Source organism: Bacillus sp. FSL K6-3154 (assembly GCF_040869395.1).
Lineage (GTDB): Bacteria > Bacillota > Bacilli > Bacillales > Bacillaceae > Bacillus > Bacillus safensis.
The window spans coordinates 2,452,357-2,476,927 of sequence record NZ_CP152033.1 but is presented as its reverse complement, the minus strand read 5'-3'; the positions used below and the strand labels follow the sequence as shown (position 1 = coordinate 2,476,927).

General features: G+C 42.0%; 20 protein-coding genes. 4 read left to right on the top strand and 16 right to left on the bottom strand.

Going from position 1 to position 24,571, the window contains the following annotated elements; genetic code table 11:
* Positions 1 to 142 precede the first annotated feature (142 nt).
* Positions 143 to 1,249: a nitric oxide synthase oxygenase gene (locus MHH61_RS12675; RefSeq protein WP_125587254.1), complete on the bottom strand. Its 1,107-nt coding sequence runs from the start codon at positions 1,247 to 1,249 to the stop codon at positions 143 to 145.
* A gap of 104 nt (positions 1,250 to 1,353) precedes the next feature.
* Positions 1,354 to 1,911, bottom strand: a complete 558-nt coding sequence (locus tag MHH61_RS12670; protein WP_024426629.1) for a PadR family transcriptional regulator — start codon at positions 1,909 to 1,911, stop codon at positions 1,354 to 1,356.
* Between the two features lie 112 nt (positions 1,912 to 2,023).
* Here MHH61_RS12670 and MHH61_RS12665 point away from each other — a divergent pair, with 112 nt between their 5' ends.
* Positions 2,024 to 2,509, top strand: coding sequence for a phenolic acid decarboxylase (locus MHH61_RS12665; RefSeq protein ID WP_008341777.1), 486 nt, complete (start codon positions 2,024 to 2,026; stop codon positions 2,507 to 2,509).
* A 71-nt stretch (positions 2,510 to 2,580) separates the two neighbouring features.
* Here MHH61_RS12665 and MHH61_RS12660 read toward each other — a convergent pair whose 3' ends face one another.
* The 10 genes from MHH61_RS12660 to MHH61_RS12615 form a co-directional block, all read right to left on the bottom strand.
* Positions 2,581 to 4,212, bottom strand: a complete 1,632-nt coding sequence (locus tag MHH61_RS12660) for a M14 family metallocarboxypeptidase (protein WP_024424605.1) — start codon at positions 4,210 to 4,212, stop codon at positions 2,581 to 2,583.
* A gap of 177 nt (positions 4,213 to 4,389) precedes the next feature.
* Positions 4,390 to 5,688 carry a citrate:proton symporter gene (locus MHH61_RS12655; RefSeq protein WP_024426631.1) on the bottom strand — a complete coding sequence of 433 codons (1,299 nt, stop codon included), beginning with the start codon at positions 5,686 to 5,688 and terminating at the stop codon, positions 4,390 to 4,392.
* Positions 5,689 to 6,034: 346 nt separating this feature from the next.
* Positions 6,035 to 7,012 carry a tripartite tricarboxylate transporter substrate-binding protein gene (locus MHH61_RS12650; protein ID WP_125587252.1) on the bottom strand — a complete coding sequence of 326 codons (978 nt, stop codon included), beginning with the start codon at positions 7,010 to 7,012 and terminating at the stop codon, positions 6,035 to 6,037.
* A 3-nt stretch (positions 7,013 to 7,015) separates the two neighbouring features.
* A complete protein-coding gene (locus tag MHH61_RS12645) occupies positions 7,016 to 7,711 on the bottom strand; it encodes a response regulator (protein WP_025092679.1) in 696 nt (231 codons plus the stop codon).
* A gap of 3 nt (positions 7,712 to 7,714) precedes the next feature.
* The gene (locus MHH61_RS12640) at positions 7,715 to 9,310 is read right to left on the bottom strand and encodes a sensor histidine kinase (protein WP_044335448.1); all 1,596 of its coding nucleotides are present in this window, start codon (positions 9,308 to 9,310) and stop codon (positions 7,715 to 7,717) included.
* A 139-nt stretch (positions 9,311 to 9,449) separates the two neighbouring features.
* Positions 9,450 to 12,578 carry an exosporium glycoprotein BclB-related protein gene (locus tag MHH61_RS12635; protein ID WP_241218602.1) on the bottom strand — a complete coding sequence of 1,043 codons (3,129 nt, stop codon included), beginning with the start codon at positions 12,576 to 12,578 and terminating at the stop codon, positions 9,450 to 9,452.
* Positions 12,579 to 12,690: 112 nt separating this feature from the next.
* A complete protein-coding gene (gene ribD / locus MHH61_RS12630; protein ID WP_125587250.1) occupies positions 12,691 to 13,773 on the bottom strand; it encodes a bifunctional diaminohydroxyphosphoribosylaminopyrimidine deaminase/5-amino-6-(5-phosphoribosylamino)uracil reductase RibD in 1,083 nt (360 codons plus the stop codon).
* A gap of 283 nt (positions 13,774 to 14,056) precedes the next feature.
* Positions 14,057 to 15,814 carry a WD40 repeat domain-containing protein gene (locus tag MHH61_RS12625; protein ID WP_024426638.1) on the bottom strand — a complete coding sequence of 586 codons (1,758 nt, stop codon included), beginning with the start codon at positions 15,812 to 15,814 and terminating at the stop codon, positions 14,057 to 14,059.
* A 4-nt stretch (positions 15,815 to 15,818) separates the two neighbouring features.
* Positions 15,819 to 16,622, bottom strand: coding sequence for an SUMF1/EgtB/PvdO family nonheme iron enzyme (locus MHH61_RS12620; protein WP_024424597.1), 804 nt, complete (start codon positions 16,620 to 16,622; stop codon positions 15,819 to 15,821).
* 32 nt (positions 16,623 to 16,654) lie between these two features.
* Positions 16,655 to 17,380 carry a GTP cyclohydrolase II gene (locus tag MHH61_RS12615; protein WP_024426639.1) on the bottom strand — a complete coding sequence of 242 codons (726 nt, stop codon included), beginning with the start codon at positions 17,378 to 17,380 and terminating at the stop codon, positions 16,655 to 16,657.
* Positions 17,381 to 17,499: 119 nt separating this feature from the next.
* On the opposite strand from MHH61_RS12615, the gene MHH61_RS12610 reads away from it, so the two are divergent.
* Positions 17,500 to 17,625, top strand: coding sequence for a hypothetical protein (locus tag MHH61_RS12610; protein WP_368004450.1), 126 nt, complete (start codon positions 17,500 to 17,502; stop codon positions 17,623 to 17,625).
* 35 nt (positions 17,626 to 17,660) lie between these two features.
* On the opposite strand, the gene MHH61_RS12605 is transcribed toward MHH61_RS12610, so the two are convergent.
* Together MHH61_RS12605 and MHH61_RS12600 are read right to left on the bottom strand one after the other, a co-directional pair.
* On the bottom strand, positions 17,661 to 18,317 hold the full coding sequence (locus tag MHH61_RS12605) for a class I SAM-dependent methyltransferase (protein ID WP_024424594.1): 657 nt from the start codon (positions 18,315 to 18,317) through the stop codon (positions 17,661 to 17,663).
* Positions 18,318 to 19,266: 949 nt separating this feature from the next.
* The gene (locus MHH61_RS12600; RefSeq protein ID WP_024424592.1) at positions 19,267 to 19,614 is read right to left on the bottom strand and encodes a general stress protein; all 348 of its coding nucleotides are present in this window, start codon (positions 19,612 to 19,614) and stop codon (positions 19,267 to 19,269) included.
* Between the two features lie 221 nt (positions 19,615 to 19,835).
* Between MHH61_RS12600 and MHH61_RS12595 the strand changes: the two genes are divergently transcribed.
* Entirely contained in the window at positions 19,836 to 20,213 is a 378-nt protein-coding gene (locus MHH61_RS12595) for a YfmB family protein (protein WP_368004449.1), read from the top strand.
* Positions 20,214 to 20,333: 120 nt separating this feature from the next.
* Positions 20,334 to 21,338 (top strand): NADP-dependent oxidoreductase, encoded by a 1,005-nt coding sequence (locus MHH61_RS12590; protein ID WP_125587249.1) that lies wholly within the window; start codon positions 20,334 to 20,336, stop codon positions 21,336 to 21,338.
* 44 nt (positions 21,339 to 21,382) lie between these two features.
* Here MHH61_RS12590 and MHH61_RS12585 read toward each other — a convergent pair whose 3' ends face one another.
* Positions 21,383 to 23,884, bottom strand: a complete 2,502-nt coding sequence (locus MHH61_RS12585) for an FtsX-like permease family protein (protein ID WP_164512180.1) — start codon at positions 23,882 to 23,884, stop codon at positions 21,383 to 21,385.
* Positions 23,871 to 24,566, bottom strand: a complete 696-nt coding sequence (locus MHH61_RS12580; RefSeq protein ID WP_125587247.1) for an ABC transporter ATP-binding protein — start codon at positions 24,564 to 24,566, stop codon at positions 23,871 to 23,873. The genes MHH61_RS12585 and MHH61_RS12580 overlap by 14 nt, the downstream gene beginning before the upstream one ends.
* Between the last annotated feature and the right edge of the window lie 5 nt (positions 24,567 to 24,571).

The window sequence follows — 24,571 nt, the reverse complement described above, 5'->3', positions numbered from 1 at the left end:
CTTTTGTGGTCATCATAAATAAATAAAAAGGGATAGATATCTATCCCTTTTGTTTTAATCAATTTAAATGTTCAACATCATATGAGAGGACACATGTATTATGATAAAAGACATCTTTTTATGGAATTACATATAGCTCTCGCTAGGCTTTTTCTGTCCTGTGATAGGGCTTGTCCTGATAAAAATAGTTTGGTTTCACAATGGTATTGTCGTAATGCTTGTGGAATATGTGGGTAGCAGCTGGTGATACTGACGGAATCAGCCATGTCCAGTCCCCAGTCAGCTTGCGTTCAGCCTTTTCTTCCTGCTTTTCAAACTGCTTGAATTGATGTGCTGCTGTATGGTGATCGACAATGGTTACCCCTGCTTCGCGATAAGAATGGAGAACCGCCACGTTCAATTCGACAATGGCTTTATCCTTCCAAAGGGACGCATTCTTGGTTGTGTCCAGTCCTAAAAGAGAAGCGACTTTTTTCAGCATATTGTAGCGGTTTTCATCCGCTAGGTTGCGTGCGCCAATTTCTGTGCCCATGTACCAGCCATTAAACGGTGCAGCATTGTAATGAATACCGCCAATTTCTAATTTCATATCAGCAATAATCGGGACCGCATACCATTTTAGTCCCAAATCACGGAATCCATCATATTCAGGATGGGTGATCTCTACCTCTTGGACGATTTCTTTCGGAAGCTCATATAGAACAGGCGGCTGACCTTTTAGCTGAAACATGAGAGGCAGAATATCAAAATGTGTGCCCTCCCCTTTCCAGCCATGTGCTTCACATAATTTTGTTAATTCAAGAGATGCCTCGTCGCCGACGATGCCGTATTCCGTTTCATAGCCTGCATAACGAACGAGCTGATGATTATAAATGACGACTTCCTTCTGTCTGTTTTTCTCTGGGGGAAAGATCGTAATGGACGGTTTGATTTTCCCGCCATTTGTCGCATACTCAATATGATGAAAGAGCGCCTCCTTCACCTCATCCTCTGTCTTTACATGCCGGCAGTCATGCACTTGCAGGGTCGACCAAAACAAACGGCCAATGCAGCGGTTACTGTTGCGCCATGCCATTTTCGCCCCGTGAGCTAATTCCTCTAGTGTATGCGTATAAATTCCTTCAGACTCAATTTCTTTTTTTATTTCATGCAGACGTGCTGCTTTCTCTTCATTTGACTTGTTTAATTCTTCATAGCATACAGAAATAAAAGCTTCTGCTTCATTCCACAACGCTTCTTGATTACTCAAACATACTCGCCTCACTTTAATACGAATATATCCATTGTAGCGGTTTCTATTGATAAATTCACTCGTTTCAAACCATTTTTTATCAAATCATCCGACCATTGTCCTTAGATCATAGATGAATCAATTCGTTTAAGGGTCTTTTGGAGCCAGCGTACATAGCCTTTTTCCCTTTCGATTGCCCTTGTCAGCACTAAGTAATGCCCAAATTGCGCTGAATGCAGTGATTCAGCAGAAGGGTCTTCCTCTGTCAAAGCGTGCAGCTTTTGTTCCAGCACATCTACTTTCTTGGTGCGCTCTAAAAGTTGATAGGCAAACAGGTCAGCCGCTTCTTTTTTGTCCATGGAGGAGATGAAAAAGGTTTTGAGCATGAATTCATCCTTTGTTGTTTCCGGAATCGGATCTTTTGTTCTTAACCACTGACGCAATTCTTCTTTTCCTGCCGCTGTGATTTGATAGACCTTCTTCTCCAGCTTTTTTCCTTGTATGTGAATATCAAATTCAATAAACCCTTCCTCTGTGAGACGCTTCAGCTCAGGGTAAATCTGACTGTGCTTCGCACTCCAAAACTGTCCAAGGGAATCTTTAAAATGTTTCGTGATATCATATCCCGTCAGCTCATGCTGATCCAGCAAGCCAAGAATGGCATATTTTAGTACTCTCATGATGGGCCTCCAACGCTTATTCTTTGACAATAGTATATCATAGACTTTAAAATAAACATGTAAATCACAACATGTTTGAAAAAACATCATTCTAATGAAAGAAGGAATAAACATGGATCAATTCGTTGGACTTCATATGATTTATACGTATGAAAATGGCTGGGAATATGAGATTTACATTAAAAACGATCACACCATTGATTACCGCATTCATAGCGGAATGGTTGGAGGACGCTGGGTCCGTGATCAAGAAGTAAATATTGTGAAGCTGACAAAAGGCGTATACAAAGTCTCTTGGACAGAACCAACTGGGACAGACGTCTCTCTGAACTTTATGCCTGAAGAAAAACGCATGCATGGCGTCATCTTCTTCCCGAAATGGGTGCATGAACGTCCAGACATCACCGTCTGCTATCAAAATGACTACATCGATCTCATGAAAGAATCTCGTGAAAAATACGAAACCTATCCGAAATATGTTGTCCCAGAATTTGCGGACATTACGTATATCCATCATGCAGGTGTGAATGACGAAACCATTATCGCAGAAGCACCATATGAAGGCATGACAGATGAAATAAGAGCTGGACGAAAATAAAAAAGCGGCACGCCAAGTGCCGCTTTAGATTGGTGAAAAAGGGCTAAAATGATCTTTATTTTAGCCTTTTTTTATTGAATGCCTAACGTCTTTTGAGGAAGCACGAAACGATAGACTGGCAGTTCATCACCTGTTTTTGAAGCAATAAACCCTGATGACATATAGCTGTCCTTTGATTCTGGTTCAAGGGCAAGTGAGAGCAAATTGGTTTGCGGCTGTGCCGTGACATATACCTTTGTTCCTTTTGGCAGCTGACGTTTCTTGTCAACGAGTTTTGTTTCAAGCTGAATATCTGTTTTGCTCTTTTCCTCTCGCTTTGTCACCTGATAGGCTTGTACCGGCACTTTCATGCCAGCCGGCAATGTGACACTTTTTAATCCTAATGTTCTGAGTTTCTTTTCTACTCCTTCATGCCCCGGAAGAATGAGATAAGCTGTCGGCCGTTCTCTTGTTAAGACAGGAACAGCATCGCTCGCACTGTGAAAGCGCACAGGAACTTGAGTCGTTTGTCCCTTCTCAATATCAACCATTTCCAGCGAGTCATTGACAGGTGCTTGGAAATCATCTTGAATGACCACTTGATCATCATCATTTGGCTGCAGTCCTTTTTTGACCAGCTTCAGCCGCTCCGTCACCATTTGCTGCTTCACCTGTTTCGCATGTTTCACCGTGGTCTCAATGATTTTTTCATGGGTGGCTACTTGCGCAGCGACGCGGCGGGCAAAATCCTCTCTTCCAATCCCAATCCCTCTGCTTTCTACAAGAAATGACAGGGCTGGCGAAAGTGCAAGGGCATTACGGCCAATTCGCGCATCCGTACCACCTTCATAGATGTCGATCTTTCCATCCTTTCCTCTTGTGTTTGTATAATACAAATCGTTAGAAAATCCTTTATTCGTCAGCGTTTCACGAACTCCGTTAACGTATAACTCATTTGAAGTCAGCCGGATGCTTTCAGGAATGTTTAAATTCTTCCCTGAAAGAATAAGCAAATCATGATATTTGAGAGCGCCTGATGAACCGATATTTTCAAACTGCTTTTGACCCACATCGTATTCATGGGCATCAATAACTACCTCTGGCGCATACCGATTAAATTCTTGATGCAGGGCTGCCAGTTCTGGAGATTCTAATGTCATATGATCACGGTTTCCGTCTAATCCGTTTGCCAGTCTGCGGTCAAACGCATAAGAACCATCAGGATTGATTCTTGGAACAATGATGATATTGACATGATTGAGTATACGCTCTCCTTCTTCACCTGCTAATCGTTTTGCAATGACGAGAGCAGATTCACCGGAGGCTGGTTCATTTCCGTGTATTTGTGCTTGGAGCCAGATGGTTGGCTTTTTTGAAAGTGGAGTAATGGAGCGATCCTTTGTAAAGTACAGGGCCGGAATGGACCTGCCTTCAATGGATGTTCCAATCTGTTTCTGAGTGGCATATGGGCTTTTGCGGACAATGTCTTTTAAGAAAGCTTGAAGCTCTTCTTGTGTCGTAAATGCTTCTCCTTTTTTCTGAAAGGCAGGGGTTTCAAACGTCTCGCCAGGCTTAGGGTATAGCTTTTTCACTGAAGCCGGCTGTTCATAACTCTTTCCATAATAAGGGGTTTCTGCATGAGCTGAAGCTGGGCTCACCATCGACAAACTGCCTGCCAAGAGGCATGCAGCAGCAAAAAGAATCGTGCCTTTTCGTTTGGACATGCTATCCTCTCCCTTCGTTGATTTGCATTATAAAGAAAAAAACAGAAAAAGTGTCAGTATTTTTCAAAAATAAATCTTTTGGAGGAACAGGAAGATCTTTGTCTAGGGCAAATGAATGGAGACTGCACGGCAATATGACCTAAAAAAAGTGCCTGCCCGCAGCAGACACTTTTTTATTTACCAGATGGAAATGGCCCCAATGAGAACCGCCACGACAGTCATAGCGACGACTGCCAGCACAGCCCATTTCATCCCAAATTTCTGATGCTGATCCAGTGATACGCCAACAAGTCCAACAAGTAAATGAGTCGATGGAACAAGTGGACTTAACATATGAATCGGCTGACCAATAATAGAGGCTCTGGCAATCTCAATTTTATCGACACCGTATGCTGCCGCTGTTTCTGATAGGATCGGCAGTACGCCATAAAAGTATGCATCATTCGGCATAAAGAAAGTAAAGATCCCGCTTGTTAATGCGACAATGACTGGAATAAAGCCGCCAAGCTGCTCTGGAATTGCAGATACAATCGAAATCGCCATTTCATCGACCATTTTCGTTCCAGTTAGAATACCTGTAAAAACACCTGCCGCAAAAATCATCGAGGCAATGGCTAAAACGTTTGTTGAGTGAGCGGCAATTCGCTCACGCTGCTGATCTAAGTTCGGATAGTTCACGATAATCGCCACACAGAAAGCAAGAACAAATAGAACAGTTAAGCTGACTTTACCTGATACAAGCAGCAGCACTAATAACAAAGTCAGCGCCAGGTTAAACCACCAAAGCTTCGGCCGTTTGATGTCATCTTGCAGTGCCGCTGCCATTTCATTTGCATGAATCGGCTGGTCAAGTTCAATCACACCAAGGCGTTTTCTTTCGGCTTTTCCAAGAAAATAAGCAACAATAATCATACTGAGAACCCCTGCACCAATGACTGGAATCATCGGTCCAAATAAAAGTGAAGGATCAACGCCAAGTGCACTCGCCGCTCTAGGTGTAGCTCCTCCCCATGGAATTGTATTCATAATTCCCATGCCAACCCCGGCAATACCCGCTAAAATAATTGGACGGATGCCAAGCAGCGTAAATAGTGGAAGCATCGCTGTTGTTGTAATCATATACGTTGTTGTTCCATCACCATCAAGTGCAACAAGCATCGTCAGGACAGCTGTTCCGACCACGATTTTTAATGGATCGCCTTTAACGATTTTTAAAATTTTCGCCACCATTGGATCAAATAAGCCCGCATCAATCATAATGCCAAAGTACAAAATCGCAAACATGATCATGACCGCTGTTGGTGCGACTTGCTGCACGCCTTTGACAATCATGTCTGAAATTTCAGTAAAATGAAAACCTGCAATAAGAGCAAATGCAATCGGTGTTAACACCAATGCCGTTAAAACAGACATACGTTTCGTCATAATCAAAACCATAAATACAATCATCATAAGAAATCCTAAGATTGCTAACATATTGTTCACCCCTTATGTTGTATACGCTTTCATTAATGTGTTGGTATCCCATTTCCAACCCTTTTTGTCATCATATCTGAGGTGAGAATTGAAGTAAATATTATGAATTTTAATTCTTTTTCGGTCGATAAATGCTTTTTGTTCATTTTGTTCAAACATTGAGCTTTTTGATTCCATGAAAAAAACAAAGGGTTTATTTTAGCCCTTTGTCTTCTTTTCAGCGTGATAGAAAACCTTTGAAGTCTAGGAAAGACGAGTACTGGAGCGGAGCGAATATGAGATTCGTGAGCACCGCACGCAGGAATGCGGGCGAATGCAAGGGTTTGTCTACACGCTGGAAGTGGTCTCACTCGACCGCTTGTTCTCCTTGTATCAATTGCTCATATTGCCTTAATTGATTTTCCATAAAGATCTTTGCCTCTTTGCTGTTCATATAACGACTTGTCCAGCCCTTTTGCTTTAATCGCTTTTTCCAGGACTTCGTTTTCGTCATTTTTTGAAGAAGCTGATCCCATTCACGAATGTCATGCTGACTCATTTGTTTAGGACCCATCACACCGCGCCAATGGGAAAAGATGAGCGGAATGCCCTGCTCTTTCCATGTCGGCACATCTTCAAATCCATCTAAGCGCTGGCTGGTTGTCGTCGCTACGAGCTTCAGCCTCTTTTTTTCATAATCATGACGAACCTCTGTAATGGTAGTCGTTGCTGCATCCACCTCATGGTCAATGAGTGCCTGAAATAAATCATCTGCACTGTCAAATTTCAAAAATTGAATGCGATAGGGATCAATCCCTGCCATTTCTGCTGCCCGGGCGAAGGAGATTTGATCATCATTTCCAAAGTCAGGGGCAAACCCAATTTTTAAGGAATCTGGTTTTTTCTTGAGGGCGTGTAACAGCTCCTTCCCATTTGCAAAAGGAGAATCCATCGGGACTGCGACGACCTGCCACTCTTCTGCAAGGATTGCCAGCGGTGTCACATCATTCATCGTCACGTTACTGCTGCCAAGTAAATTACGGCTTAACAATAAACTTGAATTTAAACTGATATAGTTGGCTTCCCGCTCCATCATGTATGTCCATCCTTTATCCACCGTTCCGCCTCTTTGATAAAGAATGTTCACAGGCCGGTTCACCAGCTTCTCTTGTTCAAGCACTAATTTCATCACCTGAGCCGTTTGGTCAAATCCCCCCTCTGGTACACCCGACACCACAATATATAAGGAGCTTTGCTGCAGGAAAGAGTCTCCGGCTTTTTTTTCATTAAAGGTGAGTGTCATACAAAGGCAGAGCACGATCACAAAAAGTATTCCTTTTTTCATCTTTTAAGACTCCGCTTGTTTGGCAGGGTAATATTTACGTTCAGGTCTGCCAATAATTCCGTATGCAAGCTCTGCCCGGCATTCCCCTGTTGTCACGAGATACTCTACATACCGTCTCGCAGTTGTACGTGATGCGCCCATCTTTTCCCCGAGTTCTTCTGCTGTAATTCCGCTATTCTCTGATGCCATCAATGTTTTCACTTTATCCAAGGTCAGTGAATTGATGCCTGTGGGGAGATCTCTGTCATCCCTTTGTTTTGGCTCTTCCTGCATCTGTCCAAAAAACAGATCGATCATCGTTTGATTGACTTCATCCTTTGAATTGATGATGTCTTTCTTCTCTTTATATTCGGTTAAAACTTGTGCAAACTTTTGTGCGGTCACCGGTTTGATTAAATAATGAACCACTCCGTAATGAAGCGCATCTCTTAAAAGCGTCGTTTCCGTTGCAGCCGTGATAATGATCACATCTACTTCAGGACAGCGTTCTCTTAAAAGCGGCAGCAGGTTTGTGCCGAGCTCATCAGGCATATACACATCAAGCAAAATGAGATCCACTTGTTCCCTTTGGAGCGCCTCCCACATATCTTTTGCACTCTTTGCCTTTCCAGCGACCTTAAATCCTTCTATCTTTTGTATATAAGATTCATGAATGGCAGCGATTCGAAAATCATCCTCCGCAATGAGTACCTTAATCACCATCTATTCCCCCTTTGTGCCTTTCGGTATGTATACAGTGAAGATGGCACCGCCTTCTTTTTGGTTCGCAACTTCAATCCAGCCCCCAAGCTCGTCCAATACTTCTTTCACATTCGCAAGCCCATAGCCTCGTCCTTCTCCCTTTGACGAATGGCCTCTTGTGAAAATCTGTGACAGTTCTTCTTCATTCACCCCATCACCTGAATCTGACACTTCTATGATAATATCAAACCCAATATCTGTGATGAACAGGTCAACCTCACGCTTCTCCTTATTTAATACAGCTTCAAAAGCATTGTCTACGAGATTGCCAATGATGGTGATAAAGTGAGATAAACTTAAATGAGCTGGGAGCGGCTCAAGTGAGCTATTTTCATCAATGTGGAAATGGACTTTCTTCTCAGATGCTTTCCCTAACTTGCCAAGTAAGATGGCTTGTATTTTAGGAGACCGAATCTGCTTCATGAGTAAATCGTGCTGACGGTTTTGCAGATGATATTCTTCTTTAATTAAGTCGATGGCTTCATCGACTTGCTTCAGCTCAAGCAGGCCTAAAATGGCGTACAGCTTATTTGAGAATTCGTGCGTTTGGGCCCTTAGGTCTTCTGAATATTGGCTGACCTCTGTTAATGTATCCAGCAGCTTCGTCAGCTCTGTTTTCTCTCTGAAGCTCACAATCCCTCCGAATACTCGATGATCCTGCATTACTTTTTTCACATTTAAGACATAGGTTTTATCATTGACGACGGTTTCGATGTTAGGTTCAATCGTCTCTGCCTTTAAATATAGAAGAAGTTTGGCATTTGGCAAGACTTGATCAATATGAAGAGGCAGCTTTGATGAGACGCGCAGCATGTGCTCAGCTGATGTATTCATCATCGTAATCGCGCCTTTCTGGTCAAACGCAATGATCCCTTCTTTTATAGCGAGCAGCATCGCTTCTCTTTCTCGATACAACGAAGCAATTTCATGCGGCTCAAGCCCTAATGTATCTTTGCGAATACTCTTCGTTAAAAAAATCGCACCGAATATGCCAGGCAAAAGCACGAGAAGGGCAATATAGCTAAGCTTCAATAGCTGATGAGCTGTCGCTTGATCAATTTCCTTTTTTAAAAATTCGACGGTGACTGTGCCGATAATTTCTTCATGCCCCTCTGTTTCTTTCATAATGGGTGCACTGCCTCTGACAACGGTTTCACCATTAGAATCATCAGTTGATATGGAGGTTCCTCCAAATAAGAGAGTACTTCTTCCTTCCGAAACACTGATGGTTTTTCCTACGTCCTCATGATTCGTATGAACAAGGACCTTTCCTTTTCGATTGGTAATGAAGATGGCATGAGCTCTTACTTGCTCCTTCATTTGCTCAAGCACTGCCTGTTCTTCATTTTGGGACGCTGATAGAGCCACCGATGCTTTAATGGGCGGCATATATGATATCGTTCTAGCGGTCTGCACCGCCAGCTGTTCAGCTTGTGCCTGCCTTTCTGATGTCTGCAGAAAACCAAAACAAATGGTTAATAATGCAATGACAACAAGCAAAAGCCCGATAATTAACCCCAAAATTTTCGTTTGTAAAGTGACTTTCCTTTTGCCCATTCTCACCGCTACAACCCCTAATTCAGTAGATTCACCGAATAGACTCTAAGAAAATGATATCATTTTTTCTTACTAAGTTAAGAGAAAATTCTTTCAAACAAAAAAGACGACTCAAAATCGAGTCGTCCCTGTATGCCTATTACGTGATCGATAAACCAGCACTCGCATAGCCTGCTACGGTATTCACTAAGGATAGACCTGTAGCTGATGCGGAGAATACAACAAGCAATCGTGTTTCAGGTGTGACTGGTACATTTAGACCAGTCGCAATACCATTTGCAATTGCACCTAGCGTTAAAACACCGGTTAAAGCTGGTGCTAAAGTGACACTCGCTACTTGAGTGAAACTGTTATTTGGTGTTGGTGAAGCAAACAAACTAGCTGTGACCGTAATACTTGTGCCAAGCAAAGAAAGAGCAGCTGTCGTACTGAAATAGCCGGCAAATGATGTGATTGTTCCGGCTCTAGGAACTGAGAACGCCATGTTGAGTAAAGTGCCTGCAGCGCCGGTTAAATCAATCACTCCGCCTAAAATACTGACACCTGTCGCTGAGTTACCAAATCCGATCAAGCTGGATGTTCCAACGAGACCGCCTGCAATTGTTGTCAGGACAGCAGGTGTACCTGAAGCAAACGGAATGATCGCACTCGATCCTGTCACTCCTGTTGGACCGGTGGCGCCTGTTGCTCCTGTACCTGTGACTCCCGTGGCGCCTGTTGCACCGGTTAGACCCGTTGCGCCGGTTAGACCTGTAACTCCGGTGACTCCAGTTAATCCAGTTGCTCCGGTTACGCCGGTTGCGCCGGTTAGACCTGTGGCTCCCGTGGCTCCTGTTACTCCAGTTGCTCCGGTTGCTCCGGTTAAACCTGTGGCTCCTGTGACACCGGTCGCTCCGGTGACTCCAGTTAATCCAGTTGTGCCGGTCACTCCCGTGGCTCCGGTTACTCCAGTTAATCCAGTTGCACCGGTCACTCCCGTGGCTCCTGTAGCTCCGGTTACTCCAGTTGCTCCGGTGAGACCTGTATCACCTGTGACTCCAGTCGCACCTGTATCACCCGTTACCCCAGTTGCTCCGGTTACTCCAGTTGCACCCGTATCTCCTGTTACCCCGGTGGCTCCTGTGACGCCGGTGGCTCCTGTATCTCCAGTTGCACCGGTTGCTCCTGTACCCGTGACTCCCGTGGCTCCTGTATCACCCGTTGCACCAGTTGCTCCGGTGGCTCCTGTGACGCCCGTTGCTCCTGTATCACCGGTTGCACCAGTTTCTCCTGTCGCTCCCGTGACACCTGTCGCGCCTGCGGCTGCTAATAACGTATAGTCTGGAGAAGTATCCGGTGTGCCTGTTGGCGGCGCTGTATTCACAACATAGGTTCCACCTTCATATGTCACCACTTGACCTACTGGATAGGTTGGCGCTGTTGCTGGGTCAAATGTCAGAATACCAGTTAATCCTACACCGGTTACTCCTGTTGCCCCTGTATCACCAGTTATCCCAGTTGCTCCAGTTGGGCCTGTGACGCCGGTTACACCCGTATCTCCTGTTACCCCGGTGGCTCCTGTGACGCCGGTTGCTCCTGTATCACCGGTTGCACCAGTTTCTCCTGTCGCTCCCGTGACACCTGTCGCGCCTGCGGCTGCTAATAACGTATAGTCTGGAGAAGTATCCGGTGTGCCTGTTGGCGGCGCTGTATTGACCAGATATGTTCCACCTTCATATGTCACTACTTGACCTACTGGATAGGTTGGCGCTACTGCTGGATCAAACGCTGCAACTCCAGATAAACCGACACCTGTCGCTCCGGTCACTCCTGTTGCCCCTGTATCACCAGTTATCCCAGTTGCACCAGTTGATCCTGTCGCGCCTGTGATCCCTGTTGCTCCTGTGCCAGTAGCTCCGGTTGGGCCAATTTCCCCCGTCGCTCCCGTAACACCAGTAGCTCCGGTTGGGCCAATTTCTCCCGTAACTCCAGTGACGCCGGTAGCTCCGGTTGGACCAACTTCCCCGGTTGCTCCTGTCACTCCTGTTGCGCCGGTGGAACCCGTGACTCCTGTACCGGTTGCACCCGTAACGCCAGTCGCTCCTGCAGCGGCCAATAACGTATAATCTGGTGACGTATCAGGTGTACCTGTTGGCGGCGCCGTATTGACGAGGTAAGTTCCTCCTTCATATGTCACCACTTGACCTACTGGATATGTCGGCGCTGCCGCTGGATCAAACGCTGTGACGCCGGCTAGACCTACTCCCGTCGCTCCTGTAATCCCTGTGGCACCGGTTGCTCCTGTTGCTCCCGTATCACCAGTTGCACCTGTGACACCGGTTGCTCCGGTTGCACCGGTGGTACCCGTTGCTCCTGTGACTCCTGTGCCAGTAGTTCCGGTTGGACCAATTTCTCCAGTCGCTCCTGTAACACCAGTGGCTCCGGTTGGGCCAATTTCTCCTGTTGCTCCCGTGACGCCGGTGGCTCCGGTTGGACCAATTTCTCCTGTTGCTCCCGTAACGCCGGTGGCTCCGGTTGGACCAATTTCTCCTGTTGCTCCCGTACCGGTAGCGCCTGTAACGCCAGTCGCGCCTACAGCGGCTAAAAGCGTATAATCTGGTGATGTATCTGGTGTACCTGTTGGTGATGCTGTATTCACAAGATACGTTCCACCTTCATATGTCACCACTTGCCCCAATGGATATCCTGGTGCTGCTGCAGCATCATACGGTACAACCCCAGTTAAACCCACGCCGGTGGCTCCTGTGGCTCCAGTTGGACCTGGATCTCCTGTGACACCTGTTGGCCCTGTACCTGTTTCCCCCGCTGCAGCTAATAATGTATAATCTGCCGACGTATCCGGTGTACCTAATGGAGGTACTGAATTGACGACGTACGTACTGCCATCGTATGTCACCACTTGCCCTACTGGGTAGGTTGGTGCTACTGCTGGATCAAATGCCAAGATGCCTGTTAAACCTACGCCTGTCGGACCGATTGGACCTGCTGGACCTGCTGGGCCTGCCGGACCCGCTGGACCCACTGCACCCGCTGGACCTGCTGGGCCTCTTCTTCCTCTCCCGCCTGGCGGACCTTGAATCACACAAACACAAGGATCTTTTCCGCAGCAAGGATTTTTTACTGGTTTCCTAGGCTTTTCTGATATCCCTTTTTTACAACTATCACATTCCCAACCATCATCCTTATACGCATCATACCAGCTTCCTTTTTGGTAGTGGTCTGTCGAATGAGTTGGATATGTCTTACCACATTGCCTACATCTTTTCATGGAATCACCCCCATCCATCGTATTCATCATGACTGGGAAAGGTGTATGTACACTTTTATTTTTTTAAAATAATCAAAAGACCTTGCACTTTATGCACAAGGTCCTTCTTTCATTAAAGTCTCATCGTCATTTTTAAATCTTTTCCTACCATACTATAATCCATATCTACCGGACGGATGGCTTCTTTTAATGATTTCGTACCTTCTCCTTCAAAGAAAGTAGGTGCATCTTTCCCTCCAATTAATAATGGTGCCATATAAATAATGACTTCGTTCACAAGTGACGCTTCTAAAAAGGATGCGCTCACACTGCCTCCCGCCTCTACAAGCACCGACATCACAGAGCGCCTTTTCAGCATACGTAACACCGCATGAAGATCTGTCCGATTTTCTCCGCTTGTAACAAATACTTGATGTCCTTTTTGCACCAGTTGATGGTATTTTTTTTGATCATACTTGTTTGAGGTACAAATGATGGTTTCTGCCATATGATCATTTAAACATTTCGCATGAAGCGGAATCCTTAAGGTGGAATCTAAAATGACACGAATGGGCTGTGTCACGAATGAATCTTTTACAATAAGACCTGCATCATCTTGAATAATGGTTTCGACGCCTGTTATCACAGCATCTGCTTCTTGACGTAATTGCTGCACTTCATTCCTCGCTTCTGTCCCTGTAATCCATTTGCTTTCTTGATGAGCTGTTGCAATTTTCCCATCTAACGAAATGGCTGTTTTTAATATGACATAAGGAAGGTCTGATTGTATCGAATGAAAAAAAGGAAGATTTAAGCTGTCCGCTTCCCGCTTACATATCCCTTCTTCTACTTCTATCCCTGCTTGTTTCAACATCGTGACCCCTTTACCTGCTACAAGTGGATTTGGGTCCCCAGTGGCAATGACCACACGTTTCACCCCGCTCTTTATAATGGCTTCTGAGCAAGGGCCTGTTTTTCCATGATGCGAACAAGGTTCGAGCGTCACATATAGATGAGCCCCCTTCGCCTTATCTCCTGCCATTTGCAGCGCATGAATTTCAGCATGCGGCTCGCCCGCCTTCATGTGAGCACCAATTCCAACGATCTCACCTTTTTTGACTACCACTGCCCCGACAAGCGGATTTGGCGAGGTTTGTCCTTTCATGGCCTTTGCGTTGGCAATCGCTAGCTTCATATAAAAAACATCGTCTTTCATGTAAGTCTCCTTTCCTCTCTTTCAAGGGAAAGAACTCCTTCAGGGAATGAAGGAGTTCTATTCTCATGTGCTATATTTTTTCCATCCGTTTCTTTTCAGATCGATCATAGTAAGGCAAGGAATAAAAAAGTTTATAAGATGCTCGTTGTTTACAAAAACAGCATTTGCGACATTCATATTTATTAATGAGGAGCACATGCGGACAATTGAGTACAGACAGACCTTTTTTCATATGTTCCTTGCAAACACTTATCATGAGAATCCCCCGCTTACATTCTTTTTCTTAATGAGAGATTACTTCTTTCGGAAATTGTTCAAATAAGCGTAATACTTCGGTATGCGTCCCATCTTCTCGAACGTGATAAATCCCGCCGTCATATGAGCTTGCGTATACATCATTGCCTAATTGTCTGATGGCACTAATCCCATTTTGGGCAATTCTAATTGGGCCGGTGTTGACATCCAGCTCTGGATTCCACACAACGATATAGCCCCAATAATCACCGCTTACAATATAGCCTGAGTCTGTGACTGTGACCGATTTAATCGAATACTGGTGTTCGTTATGCTGGTCTAAAATTCTTCCTGTATGCAAATCAAACAATCTCACATTCTTGTCGCGGCTGACAATGGCGATACGGTCTCGTTTACTATCAATAAAGACATCATTTAACAGCTCTGTCGCACCAATGTATTCCGCTTTTAAGGACAAACTCTTTTTATCTAAAAGACAGATGGTTCCTTCAACTGCTGCTGTGATGATAAGATCTCCTTCTACCTTTAATGCTTTAACTGCACAATCGTGTGCTTTGGAACGGCCGATTTCCTTTAAGTGTTCTGTCGAAATGACATGGACATAACCGCCATAAGTTCCAATATAAAATTGACGATCCTCCTCGTGAAAATACACGCTGTTGACCGGACCTGTGTTAAGATCAAACGAAACCATTTGCTTTAATGACTCATGAACAATATGCACCTGACTTGCATGATCTCCCCACGCATAATAGCTTCCATCCCGTGCAACAGCTACTCCATTTGTTAAAACGCCCGTCGATTTGGCGATTTCAATCCCATTTTTTCTGAATTTTCCATCATCAGATGCGGTAATAATATCACCCGCATCAGTCAGCGCAATATCATTGATAGATGGTGTCGCCATTTCGATCTCATCTGATATGACTTTGCCCTTTTCGATCGACCATTCACAATATGTTTTTCCAAAGCTGGCCCCTAGTATTGACTTCTCATCCTCTGTCCAGACAAGTGAGCGCTCCCACTGATATTTATGAGGCAGCAGTGTATCGACTAAATCACCTGTTTCATAATTCCACAGCTTAATTAAATGGTCGTAGCCTGCTGTCAGCAAGTAATTGCCGCTTGGAGAAAAATTCACGCGCTTGACGCCCTGTAAATGGGCTTTGATGATTTTCTTCTCCTGTAAAGTAGCTGCATCGTAAATAATAACAGTGCCATCATCTCTGCCAAGTGCGAATACTTCTTTTTGATTGCTGCCGCTGATTGTATCGAGCTCATAATCAAACGGGCCGATTTCCCCTACAATTTCTCCGGTTTCATACAGCCATACAAGGACATATCCATCATCACCTGTTGTATAAGCTTTATCACCATGTATCCATACAGCTAATACATCTTTGCTATGGCCATGGAATTCTCTTAAAATAGCGCCCGTTTCGATATCCCAGACTAAGCATCTTCTATCTCTGGACACGGATACAAGTAAAGTATCCTGCTTCGCAAAAGCGACGGCTTCTACATCATCTGCATGACCAAACAACGTGCGGATTCGGGTATGTGTGCCTGTATCATACAATTGAATGGTATAGTCTGACGATGCACTTGCTAAATACTTTCCGTTTTCAGAAAGAGATAAAGAGTTAATGATATGCTCGTGACTGCCAATAAACGTTCCTTCTCCCGTCGCCCGGTTCCACTGATAAATACAGCGGTCATAGCCGCCAGTGTAAACAATTTGGTCGTGCTGAGTTGATAAAACAGATGTAATTGGTCCTCTATGCATAGTTTTACACTCCCACCTTTATATGTTGTTTTTGACGAGTCACTAAACGAAAACCAGTAAATCGAAAAACAGGATCTGGGTGCTTCCCGTGTCTTCTTGCGACTCTGCATAAATCTCCGCCTCTTGCGAAAGAGCCGCCTTTTAAAATGTAGTAGTCACTTCCGAGTGTTTCCGTTAAATCATCGACGACCTCGATGCCGCCTTCATAAACGTGATATTTGGTGTTGACCCATTCCTCGACGTTTCCTCCCATATCATAAAGACCAAATAAGGATCGGCCCTTTTCGTAATGACGGACAGGCGTCGTTTTTTCAATATTTGATTCGTGCGTATTGCAGTAAGAAGGATCAAACTCATCTCCCCACGGGTATTGATTTCTCGTGTTTCCCCGGGCAGCATACTCCCATTCTTCTTCAGTAGGAATCGAAACATCAATCCCAAGTTTCCCGCTCAGCCACTGACAGAACGAGAAGGCATCCTCAATGTCCATGCCCCAAGCTGGATGATCTTTTCCCCCGCCAAGCTCTTCGTTCGTTAAACTCTCCGGGTATGTCTGGCCTGTTTCATCACAATAGCTTTGATACAGTTCATTGCTGACGACCGTATCTGAGATAAAAAATTCGTTGATATACGGCTGATAGGACGGAAATTCTTTGTACAGCCATTTTTGAAATTTTTTCTCACGGCCGTAGGTTGGATTGAGCAGCTTGTCCTTCCAGAATTCTGCTGCCTTTTTCATATCTTCTTCATTACTTCCAATCGTTGCATAGCCGCTTGGGATTTGAATCCAATTGATATCAGGTTTCACGCTTTTCTCCCGCCTTCTTTCAATAAACTCGTCTATTGATTAATTAATTTCTTCTCATCGACCATATGCCCTGAGGCTGCTTTTGCCTTTAAATAGGCTTCATTGTAGAGAGAGGCTTCGACCGTATGATCAAACCGCAAAACAGGAAGACCGAAAGCTGCAATAGAATCGACTTTATCTGGATTGTTCGTTAGTAAATGCAATGGTTTTCCTTTGTTTAAATAGTGCAAAACAGCTGCTGCTTCCTCGTAATGCCGATCATCATCCCCGCAGCCGATCAGGCGGTTGGCTTCAAAAGTATCCAGCTGCATCTCCTGTAATTTATACGTCAACGCTTTTGCCATCAGCCCAATAGACCGACCTTCTTGATTGGCCATATACACAAGCATGCCTTTTCCGTAATCGGTGATTTTCTTCAGCGATAATGCAAGCTGTGGACCACAATCACATTTCAGTGACCCAAACACATCTCCTGTTTGGCAGACACTATGGATTCGCACAAGCGGCGGCCGTTCATTTTCAAAGTCGCCAAATAAGAGACAAGAGGAAAAGGTTTGCTGCGCGGTACTCATTTGGACAATCGATTCGATCGTTGGTTTTGTATCCCGTTCAACAGGCGCGAAGGCATACCACTTAAATGGCACTTCTTCATGTTGAATGGAAATTGGCAAATTCACAGGCCCCACGAGCAAATAGTGTTTATCTTGAAAGGTAAAATGATGAATCATTGATTGTAATTCATCTACAAACTTGTTCATTAGTCTCCCCCCTATTCATCACTGCACCCAAATCGACTCCCATAGCGCAGTGATGGAGTGATGAATATGTGTACGCACCCCTCAGCTTGTGTGCTCCCGCAGAAGGAAATGGATGTGCGATGTCTCTCATCGTTTTAGACCTTGTCTTTTTCCAGTACAAAGGAGCAGAAATTTTGGTTCATATGCTTTATTTTCTGTCAGAGCAGCAAACGCTCTTGATTGGCAGACGCTCTTTCTTCCCATGAACTCCTCTGCTAGCTTTGAATCACTCACCTTTGTACTAGATTTTGACGGCAATGACATGATGCTGGCTTATTCCAGCCTTCGCTTGTAACGGTGATATGGATACAAGCTCAAGACCTGATGTACAAATTTTTTCGCCAAGCTGAGAATCTGAAAATGAAAAATGGAAACGGCCATCTTCTCCGATTAATCCTGTTTTCCACTGTTCTCCCCAGACAACAAGTGAAAAGACACCGCCTTCATGAAGTAAAGAAGAGACCTGTTTTAAATAACGTTCATGATCATCAGGATGTTGATGATGAAAGCAGCCATGATCTAAAATTAAATCAAACTGCATTCCGCGTCCCTGATCCATGGACCATGACATAAAATCTTGATGAACAAAATGGACAGGAACTGTTTCTCTTTTCTGTAACCCTTCCCACTCCTCATGCTCATACAGGTCGATACCGACATATGCGGAAAGCCCGCTTAAATGTTCTAGTGCACGGCCGTTGCCGCACCCGATATCCAGCACAGAAGCAAGTGCATTCTTTTCCCTTGAACGCCATGCCTTTAATGACATCACTGCTGCGTCTGTTAAGGATGGATCAGTAGACCACATATCTGTTCTTTGCTCATAATGCTCTTGGAATGCCATGCGCATCTTTTCTAAATACAATCCACTGTCTTCATGGTACAAAGCCTTTTTCATCATGAAACCTCCTTCAATTCACAATCTTCTTTTCGGGCAAAGGTGGTTTTCAAGCCAAAAACCTTATGTTAAAATGAAAGATGGATTTTTTAGGAAAATCTGTTTTTCTGAAAAAGAAGAGAAGCACCCCACATGTTTACTCTTCTTTTTCAGCATTCATCCTCATATGCAGCCCTTCGAAGGCCGCATCGCCTCAGCTTGTTCTCTCTTTTTTTCATATGAGTTCACCTCCTTTACCGTTCGATCAACTCACATTTCTTATTGAAACCGCTTTCTCTTTTTTATAAGGACTTAACGTCTTTTGGACAATCTCTTACACTGTGCTTATCAATCTACTGTTTAGAATGGCGATCATTTTTTCTTCAAGTAAACGACGATTTGTTCAGTTCTAGTAGACATTTTTGTATCTAAGAGGCGCTTACGCTTTGGTTCTTGCCACCCCCTTTCACTAGATTATGCTTCGAATAAACCCGCCGGAAATTTAACAACTAATTCCATAATGACTGGATTAAGCCAAATATATTGTTTTTAGTTTATTTTGTCAACAAATTATTTCCTAAACATTAAAATGAATTTTCTAATTGAAAATACAGGTAATTTTCGTGGTTTTTTGACCTTAAAACACTTATTTCTACACAAAAATACAACTTAAACCAATAGAACTAAGAAATTTATCTACTAAATTACACAAGTTTTTTATTTAATTTTAAATCAAAATAGAAAGATACAATAATTATTTCCCGAATGGTTTTTTGTGATATTTCGACTATTTTTTTCTGATTCTTCATGATTTTCATTGGTATAACGGCATTTTCAATTAGAGAGTTTACTATTTATTCCATACTTCTGTATTTACTTATTATCGTAAAAAAGATATATGTCTCTCTTTCAGACATGGAAGCATGAAAAAAAGCCCCTTACAAAAGTAAGAGGCTTTTTCGGTTGGCGTTTACGCCCAGTTTTTCACTTTTTCATGATCTGTGACAAAGAGAAGGACTTTCCCTTCGTCTAAATGTTCTTCAAATGTCTCAGCTTCTTCTTTTGAGAAACCAATTTCATGAATTTTATTGCGGAGCTCATCGCCCTTTTTACTAAAGATGTTCCCAACCGCATGTTTGAGTCCAACTTCTCTTGAGCCAATCGTATTGGCATCTGCATTACTTGCAATACGCTCTGTTCGGTCATCGTCATGGGACAGAACATAAATGTCCTCTCTTGCAACACCGAGTGCCTTTAACTGCTCTACATCTTTTTGAAGTGTTTCATCATTTGAATACTCTCTTACAACAGGTTTCATTTTATATTCCTCCTTTAACGTCTTACGAATCTTTTACCCGTCACTTTTGACATTAAACCTTCCACGAGCACATCCAAATTGCTTGATCGACGTACCATGTCTATCGACTTATTTTTGACAAAAAGCCTGTAAAAATGACTAAATTTTCTGAATTATTATGTTCAATCCTGTTGATTTGTTGTACAATTCTTATACTGGAGGCTAGAAATGAGGGAGAGCTGATGTATTACTTTTCAGCGGAGCAGCAGTTTAATGCTTGGGTTGTCAGTGATTTGGTGAAACAGCTTTTTCAAAAGTGGAATCCTGAAGAAGCAAATACAAAGCCGCTTACATTGTTTGCCGAACAGCACTTTCGCATCTCCATTGATTATCTCTTTTCCATCATTATTAACATTGGAGATATCGAGTCAATTGAACAAGATCCACAAGACCTGTTGTCCTCATACTTGAATATCCTTTTCCCTTTTGTGACGCGCGATATGATGAAAGCCTCCATGAAAAATGCAAACGAATATTTGTTAAAAGAACGTGATGCGGATGTGTATCAGCTGTTTGGCTGTCTCCCGCCGCTCCTCTCTGTATCTTTTCAGAAAAAGTAGTCCCTTCGATAAGATGGCGGCTGCTTTTTTGTGTGTGTTTTGAAAAGACCGTATGTTTTGAACGAAAAGAAGCATCATGTTAATGTAAATCTAGGCTGTAAGTGAAAGGGAGGATTTGACATGAGTCAACAAAAGCAAATTCAATTAGCCAAACGCCCAAAAGGATTACCTACAAAAGATGTTTTTCATTTTGAAACAGTAGATATACCTGTGCCTCAAGATGGAGAGGTCTTGATTCAAACGAAATATGTTTCTGTAGATCCTTATATGAGAGGGCGAATGCAGGATACAAAATCCTATACACCTCCGTTCAAGCTAAATGAAGTGATTCAGGGCGGTGTTGTCGGAGAAGTCGTTGAGTCGAAATCGCCTCAATTTGAAAAAGGTGATTTTGTCCTTGGATTCCTTGGATGGCAAGAATATTCCACTGCCAAAGCTGAATCTCTCACTAAAATTGATCCGTCCATTGCGCCATTGTCCTATTATTTAGGCATTTTGGGCATGCCAGGGCAAACCGCTTACTTCGGCCTGCTTGCGATTGGCCAGCCAAAAGAAGGCGAGACGGTTGTCATCTCTGGAGCCGCAGGAGCTGTTGGTTCTGTTGTAGGACAAATTGCTAAAATCAAAGGCGCACACGTCGTTGGAATTGCCGGATCTGATGATAAACTCGCTTATTTAAAAGAATTGGGCTTTGATGAAACGATTAATTATAAAACAACAAATGATTTAGATGATGCCATTGCAAAAGCCTGTCCTAACGGCGTTGATGTGTACTTTGACAATGTAGGCGGCGAGATTTCAGATGCGGTGATGAATCATTTAAACCGTTTTGCACGCATTCCAGTGTGCGGCGCCATTTCTTCTTATAATATTAGCGCAAGCGAGGACATCGGGCCGCGTGTGCAAACAAAACTCATCAAAACAAGCGCATTGATGCAAGGCTTCATCGTTGGCAACTATTCAGATCGTTTTGGAGAGGCAGCGAAGGATCTCGCACAATGGGTAAAAGAAGACAAACTCACATATAAAGAAACGATCATTGAAGGCTTTGACAACATTCCTGATGCATTCCTTGGACTATTCAAAGGGGAAAATGTCGGAAAACAGCTTGTCAAAATTTATTGAAAAAATTAAACAGCCAAATGTCTTCTCAGACATTTGGCTGTTTTTTATGATTCTTCGGTGAACAAACCTTTTGCTATTTTCAAGCGTCGAATATAAAAATAAGAAGATCCTACAATGATGAATAATAAAACAGCGACAACGGAAATACCTTGAACTGCTAAGATAAATTGTTGTTGTATTGACATTTCTGTTGACTGCAATTGATTCATTACTGTAATAATGACAGTTCCAAGAAGAATAGAACATGCAAAATAAAAAAGCATTTCATAAACAAGCTCTAAAAATAAAATGAACCTTCTTTTTCCAAGTGCAATTTGGATGGAATAAGCTGACTGTCTCTCAACCAATTTCCCATAAAGCATCATGACTAAGAGAATAAATAAAATAATAAGGATACTGAACGAAAGAGTTTGCCCTAATTTCATCGTATAGTCAGCTAATTCCTGCTGTTGCTTTGTTTCTTCACTTTTTGAGGCGAAATAACCGCCTTGGAATGGTCCAACCATTTCTCGAGATTTCGTTTCAATTTGATGTTGTATATTAGATGTAACATGATCGTAAAGATAAATATACAATTCTTCATAACCATCAAACAACTTTTTCTCAATCGCTAATTTTTGAGGTATAACTACAGTTAATCCATCATTTTCAACGCCAATTCCATTCATCTGTAAGCGGTATGGTTCATTCACCAAATCACCAATATTGAATTTCCACTTTTTGTACTTTAATTCCCCCTTTGAATCTTGCTCGACTCTTCCAATATAAATATTTTCGTCTTTATTTAAAGTGTCTTCAGATAACCCATTCATCTCAGGGAAAAAAAGGAGTACAGAATCATCAAAATTGTTACTTGTAAGATTATACTGCCTTTTTAATTGACCAAACTCTTGATTATTTACTACATAGAATTTTACATTTGGAATATACGTAGTATTTTCTGGAATATAACGTTCATAAGAATTCTCTTCTAATTGATTTGAGTGAGAGTCGTCTAGGTTATTACTCGTCCAATTTTTTAAATATTTTGAGACTTTTTCATTTTCAACAAACAGACCAGAATCTTTAGTATTTGGATATTTTTCTATATATTTTATACCTTTGCTTTTCTCAAAATTGTCTACATTTCGAAAACTAAAGCCTTTTGATTCTCCAATTTCCAACATATAATTATTAATTATTTGATATGAAATAGATCTTTTAGAAAAGAGGGAGAAATCTGGTTGTGTTTTTAAGTCTCTTGGTTTTGTTTCTTCTACAATTAAATACGTTGTATAAAAAACAGTAATAAATAATCCAATTGTTATAACAAGTAATAAATTTGTCTTCCATTTTAAAACTAGATTGTGAAATAATATTTTAAATGGATATGATATTTTCGAGTAAAACTTTACATTTATTATATTTTTAGATGTTTTCAAACGACTGTTATTGTTATTTAAATTACTGATAATATCTTTAGAAAAGATTTTTTTTACTTGTTTGAACGATGTCCAAATAATTATAACTGTCAAAATCAAAATAAATAACATAAAACTTGATATATTTGTGTCGCATTCAACTTTGAAGAGATTTATTCCGAGAATGTAAGTACATAAAAATATAATAAATACAATAGAACTTAAGCCTAACAATAAAAACTTCTGAAATAATAACATTAGCAATGCTTGTTTTTTATCGAGTCCAAGTGCTCTAAATACTCCTATTTTTTTAGTGTGATCTCGAAAAAACACATGGAATAGATACATGATGCAAGCAATGCTAAGCGATAATAAGATAGCGTTAAATAAAAATTTTAAAATTTGAAATGAATCTAGGTATTGGGTTTTAGCTTCTAATAGATTTTCATTCGAGGTTAACCACTCATTATTCGTTATATCAGTAAGTATTTCATAAACTTCATTTTCATTGACAGTTTTAGTCAACTGAACGAGCACGTTTTTTTTGTTATTTTTTAAATGTATACTATTTTCATGAAAAAGTACATTGGGATAATTGATATTCCTAGCTCCATCAACCTTTGGTGGTGTCCAAACAGCTGAGTAATTTTTAATAATCCCAACTATTTTATATTTTTTTTCTTTACCATTAACTTCTAAATCAACATAACTTTTTACTGCATTTTTTGAAAAAGCATGTTTAAGAAAAGATTCAATGACAACCTCATCTTTGTGTTGAGGGAACCTTCCGCTTTCTAATTGGATATGACCCAACTCAACTGCATTTTGATCTAAAACACCATAATTTGCAGGTAGATTGGAATCGTGAAACGACTCTGTTCTTCCTAAATTTTGAATATGACCGATCTTCTTAACTGCGTTAGCGCTTTGAAGTTTCTTTAAATCCTCACTCTTTATATCATTAATAACAGCATGAAATTCGCCATATTTTTGATAAGCTTTTTCTTCTGTTTTTAAAATCATTGTATTAGTAAGACTGTTTCCAAAAACGAGCAAAAAAGAAGATATGCTTGCTAACAATATCAAGGCTAAAGACAATCGTTTCCGAGAAACAATTGTCTTTAAAGCTAATTTAAATAGTACCATTCTCATGCACACCTTTATATATACTCACTCTACCTTCTTCTACCTCTAAAATTTGGTCTGGATGCTTTATCATTCTCTCATCATGTGTAACAAGCACGATGGTAGTCTCTTGTTTCTCACACAAATTAGTGAGTATCTTCATCACACGCTCACTATTTTTTTTATCCAAATTCCCTGTGGGTTCATCAGCAAAAACAACGAGTGGTCGATGGATTAATGCTCTAGCAATCGCTACCCTCTGTTGTTGTCCACCTGAAATTTGAAAGGGATACTTTTTAATTAAATCAGTAATGTCTAAAACTTCTATTAATTCCCGGAAATATGATTGATCTACTTGTTGATTGGCAATCAACAAAGGTAAACAAATGTTGTCCTCAACTTTTAGTTCAGGTAATAGATGAAATGATTGGAAGATGAAGCCGAAGTCTACTGCTCTAATTCTAGTTTGTTTTTGTTCTGATAACCCATAAAAGTTGCTATTTTGGAATAAAACTTGGCCTTTTGTTGGTTCATCTAAACCGGCTAACATATTAAGTAACGTGGTTTTACCAGAGCCACTTCTTCCCTTAATTAGATTCATTGTACCTCTATCTATTTGAAAAGAAACAGGGTGCATGCCATAAATTGGCTGCACACCCTGCTGGTATATTTTAGTTAGTTCCTTTGCTTCAATAAGTTTCATCGCAA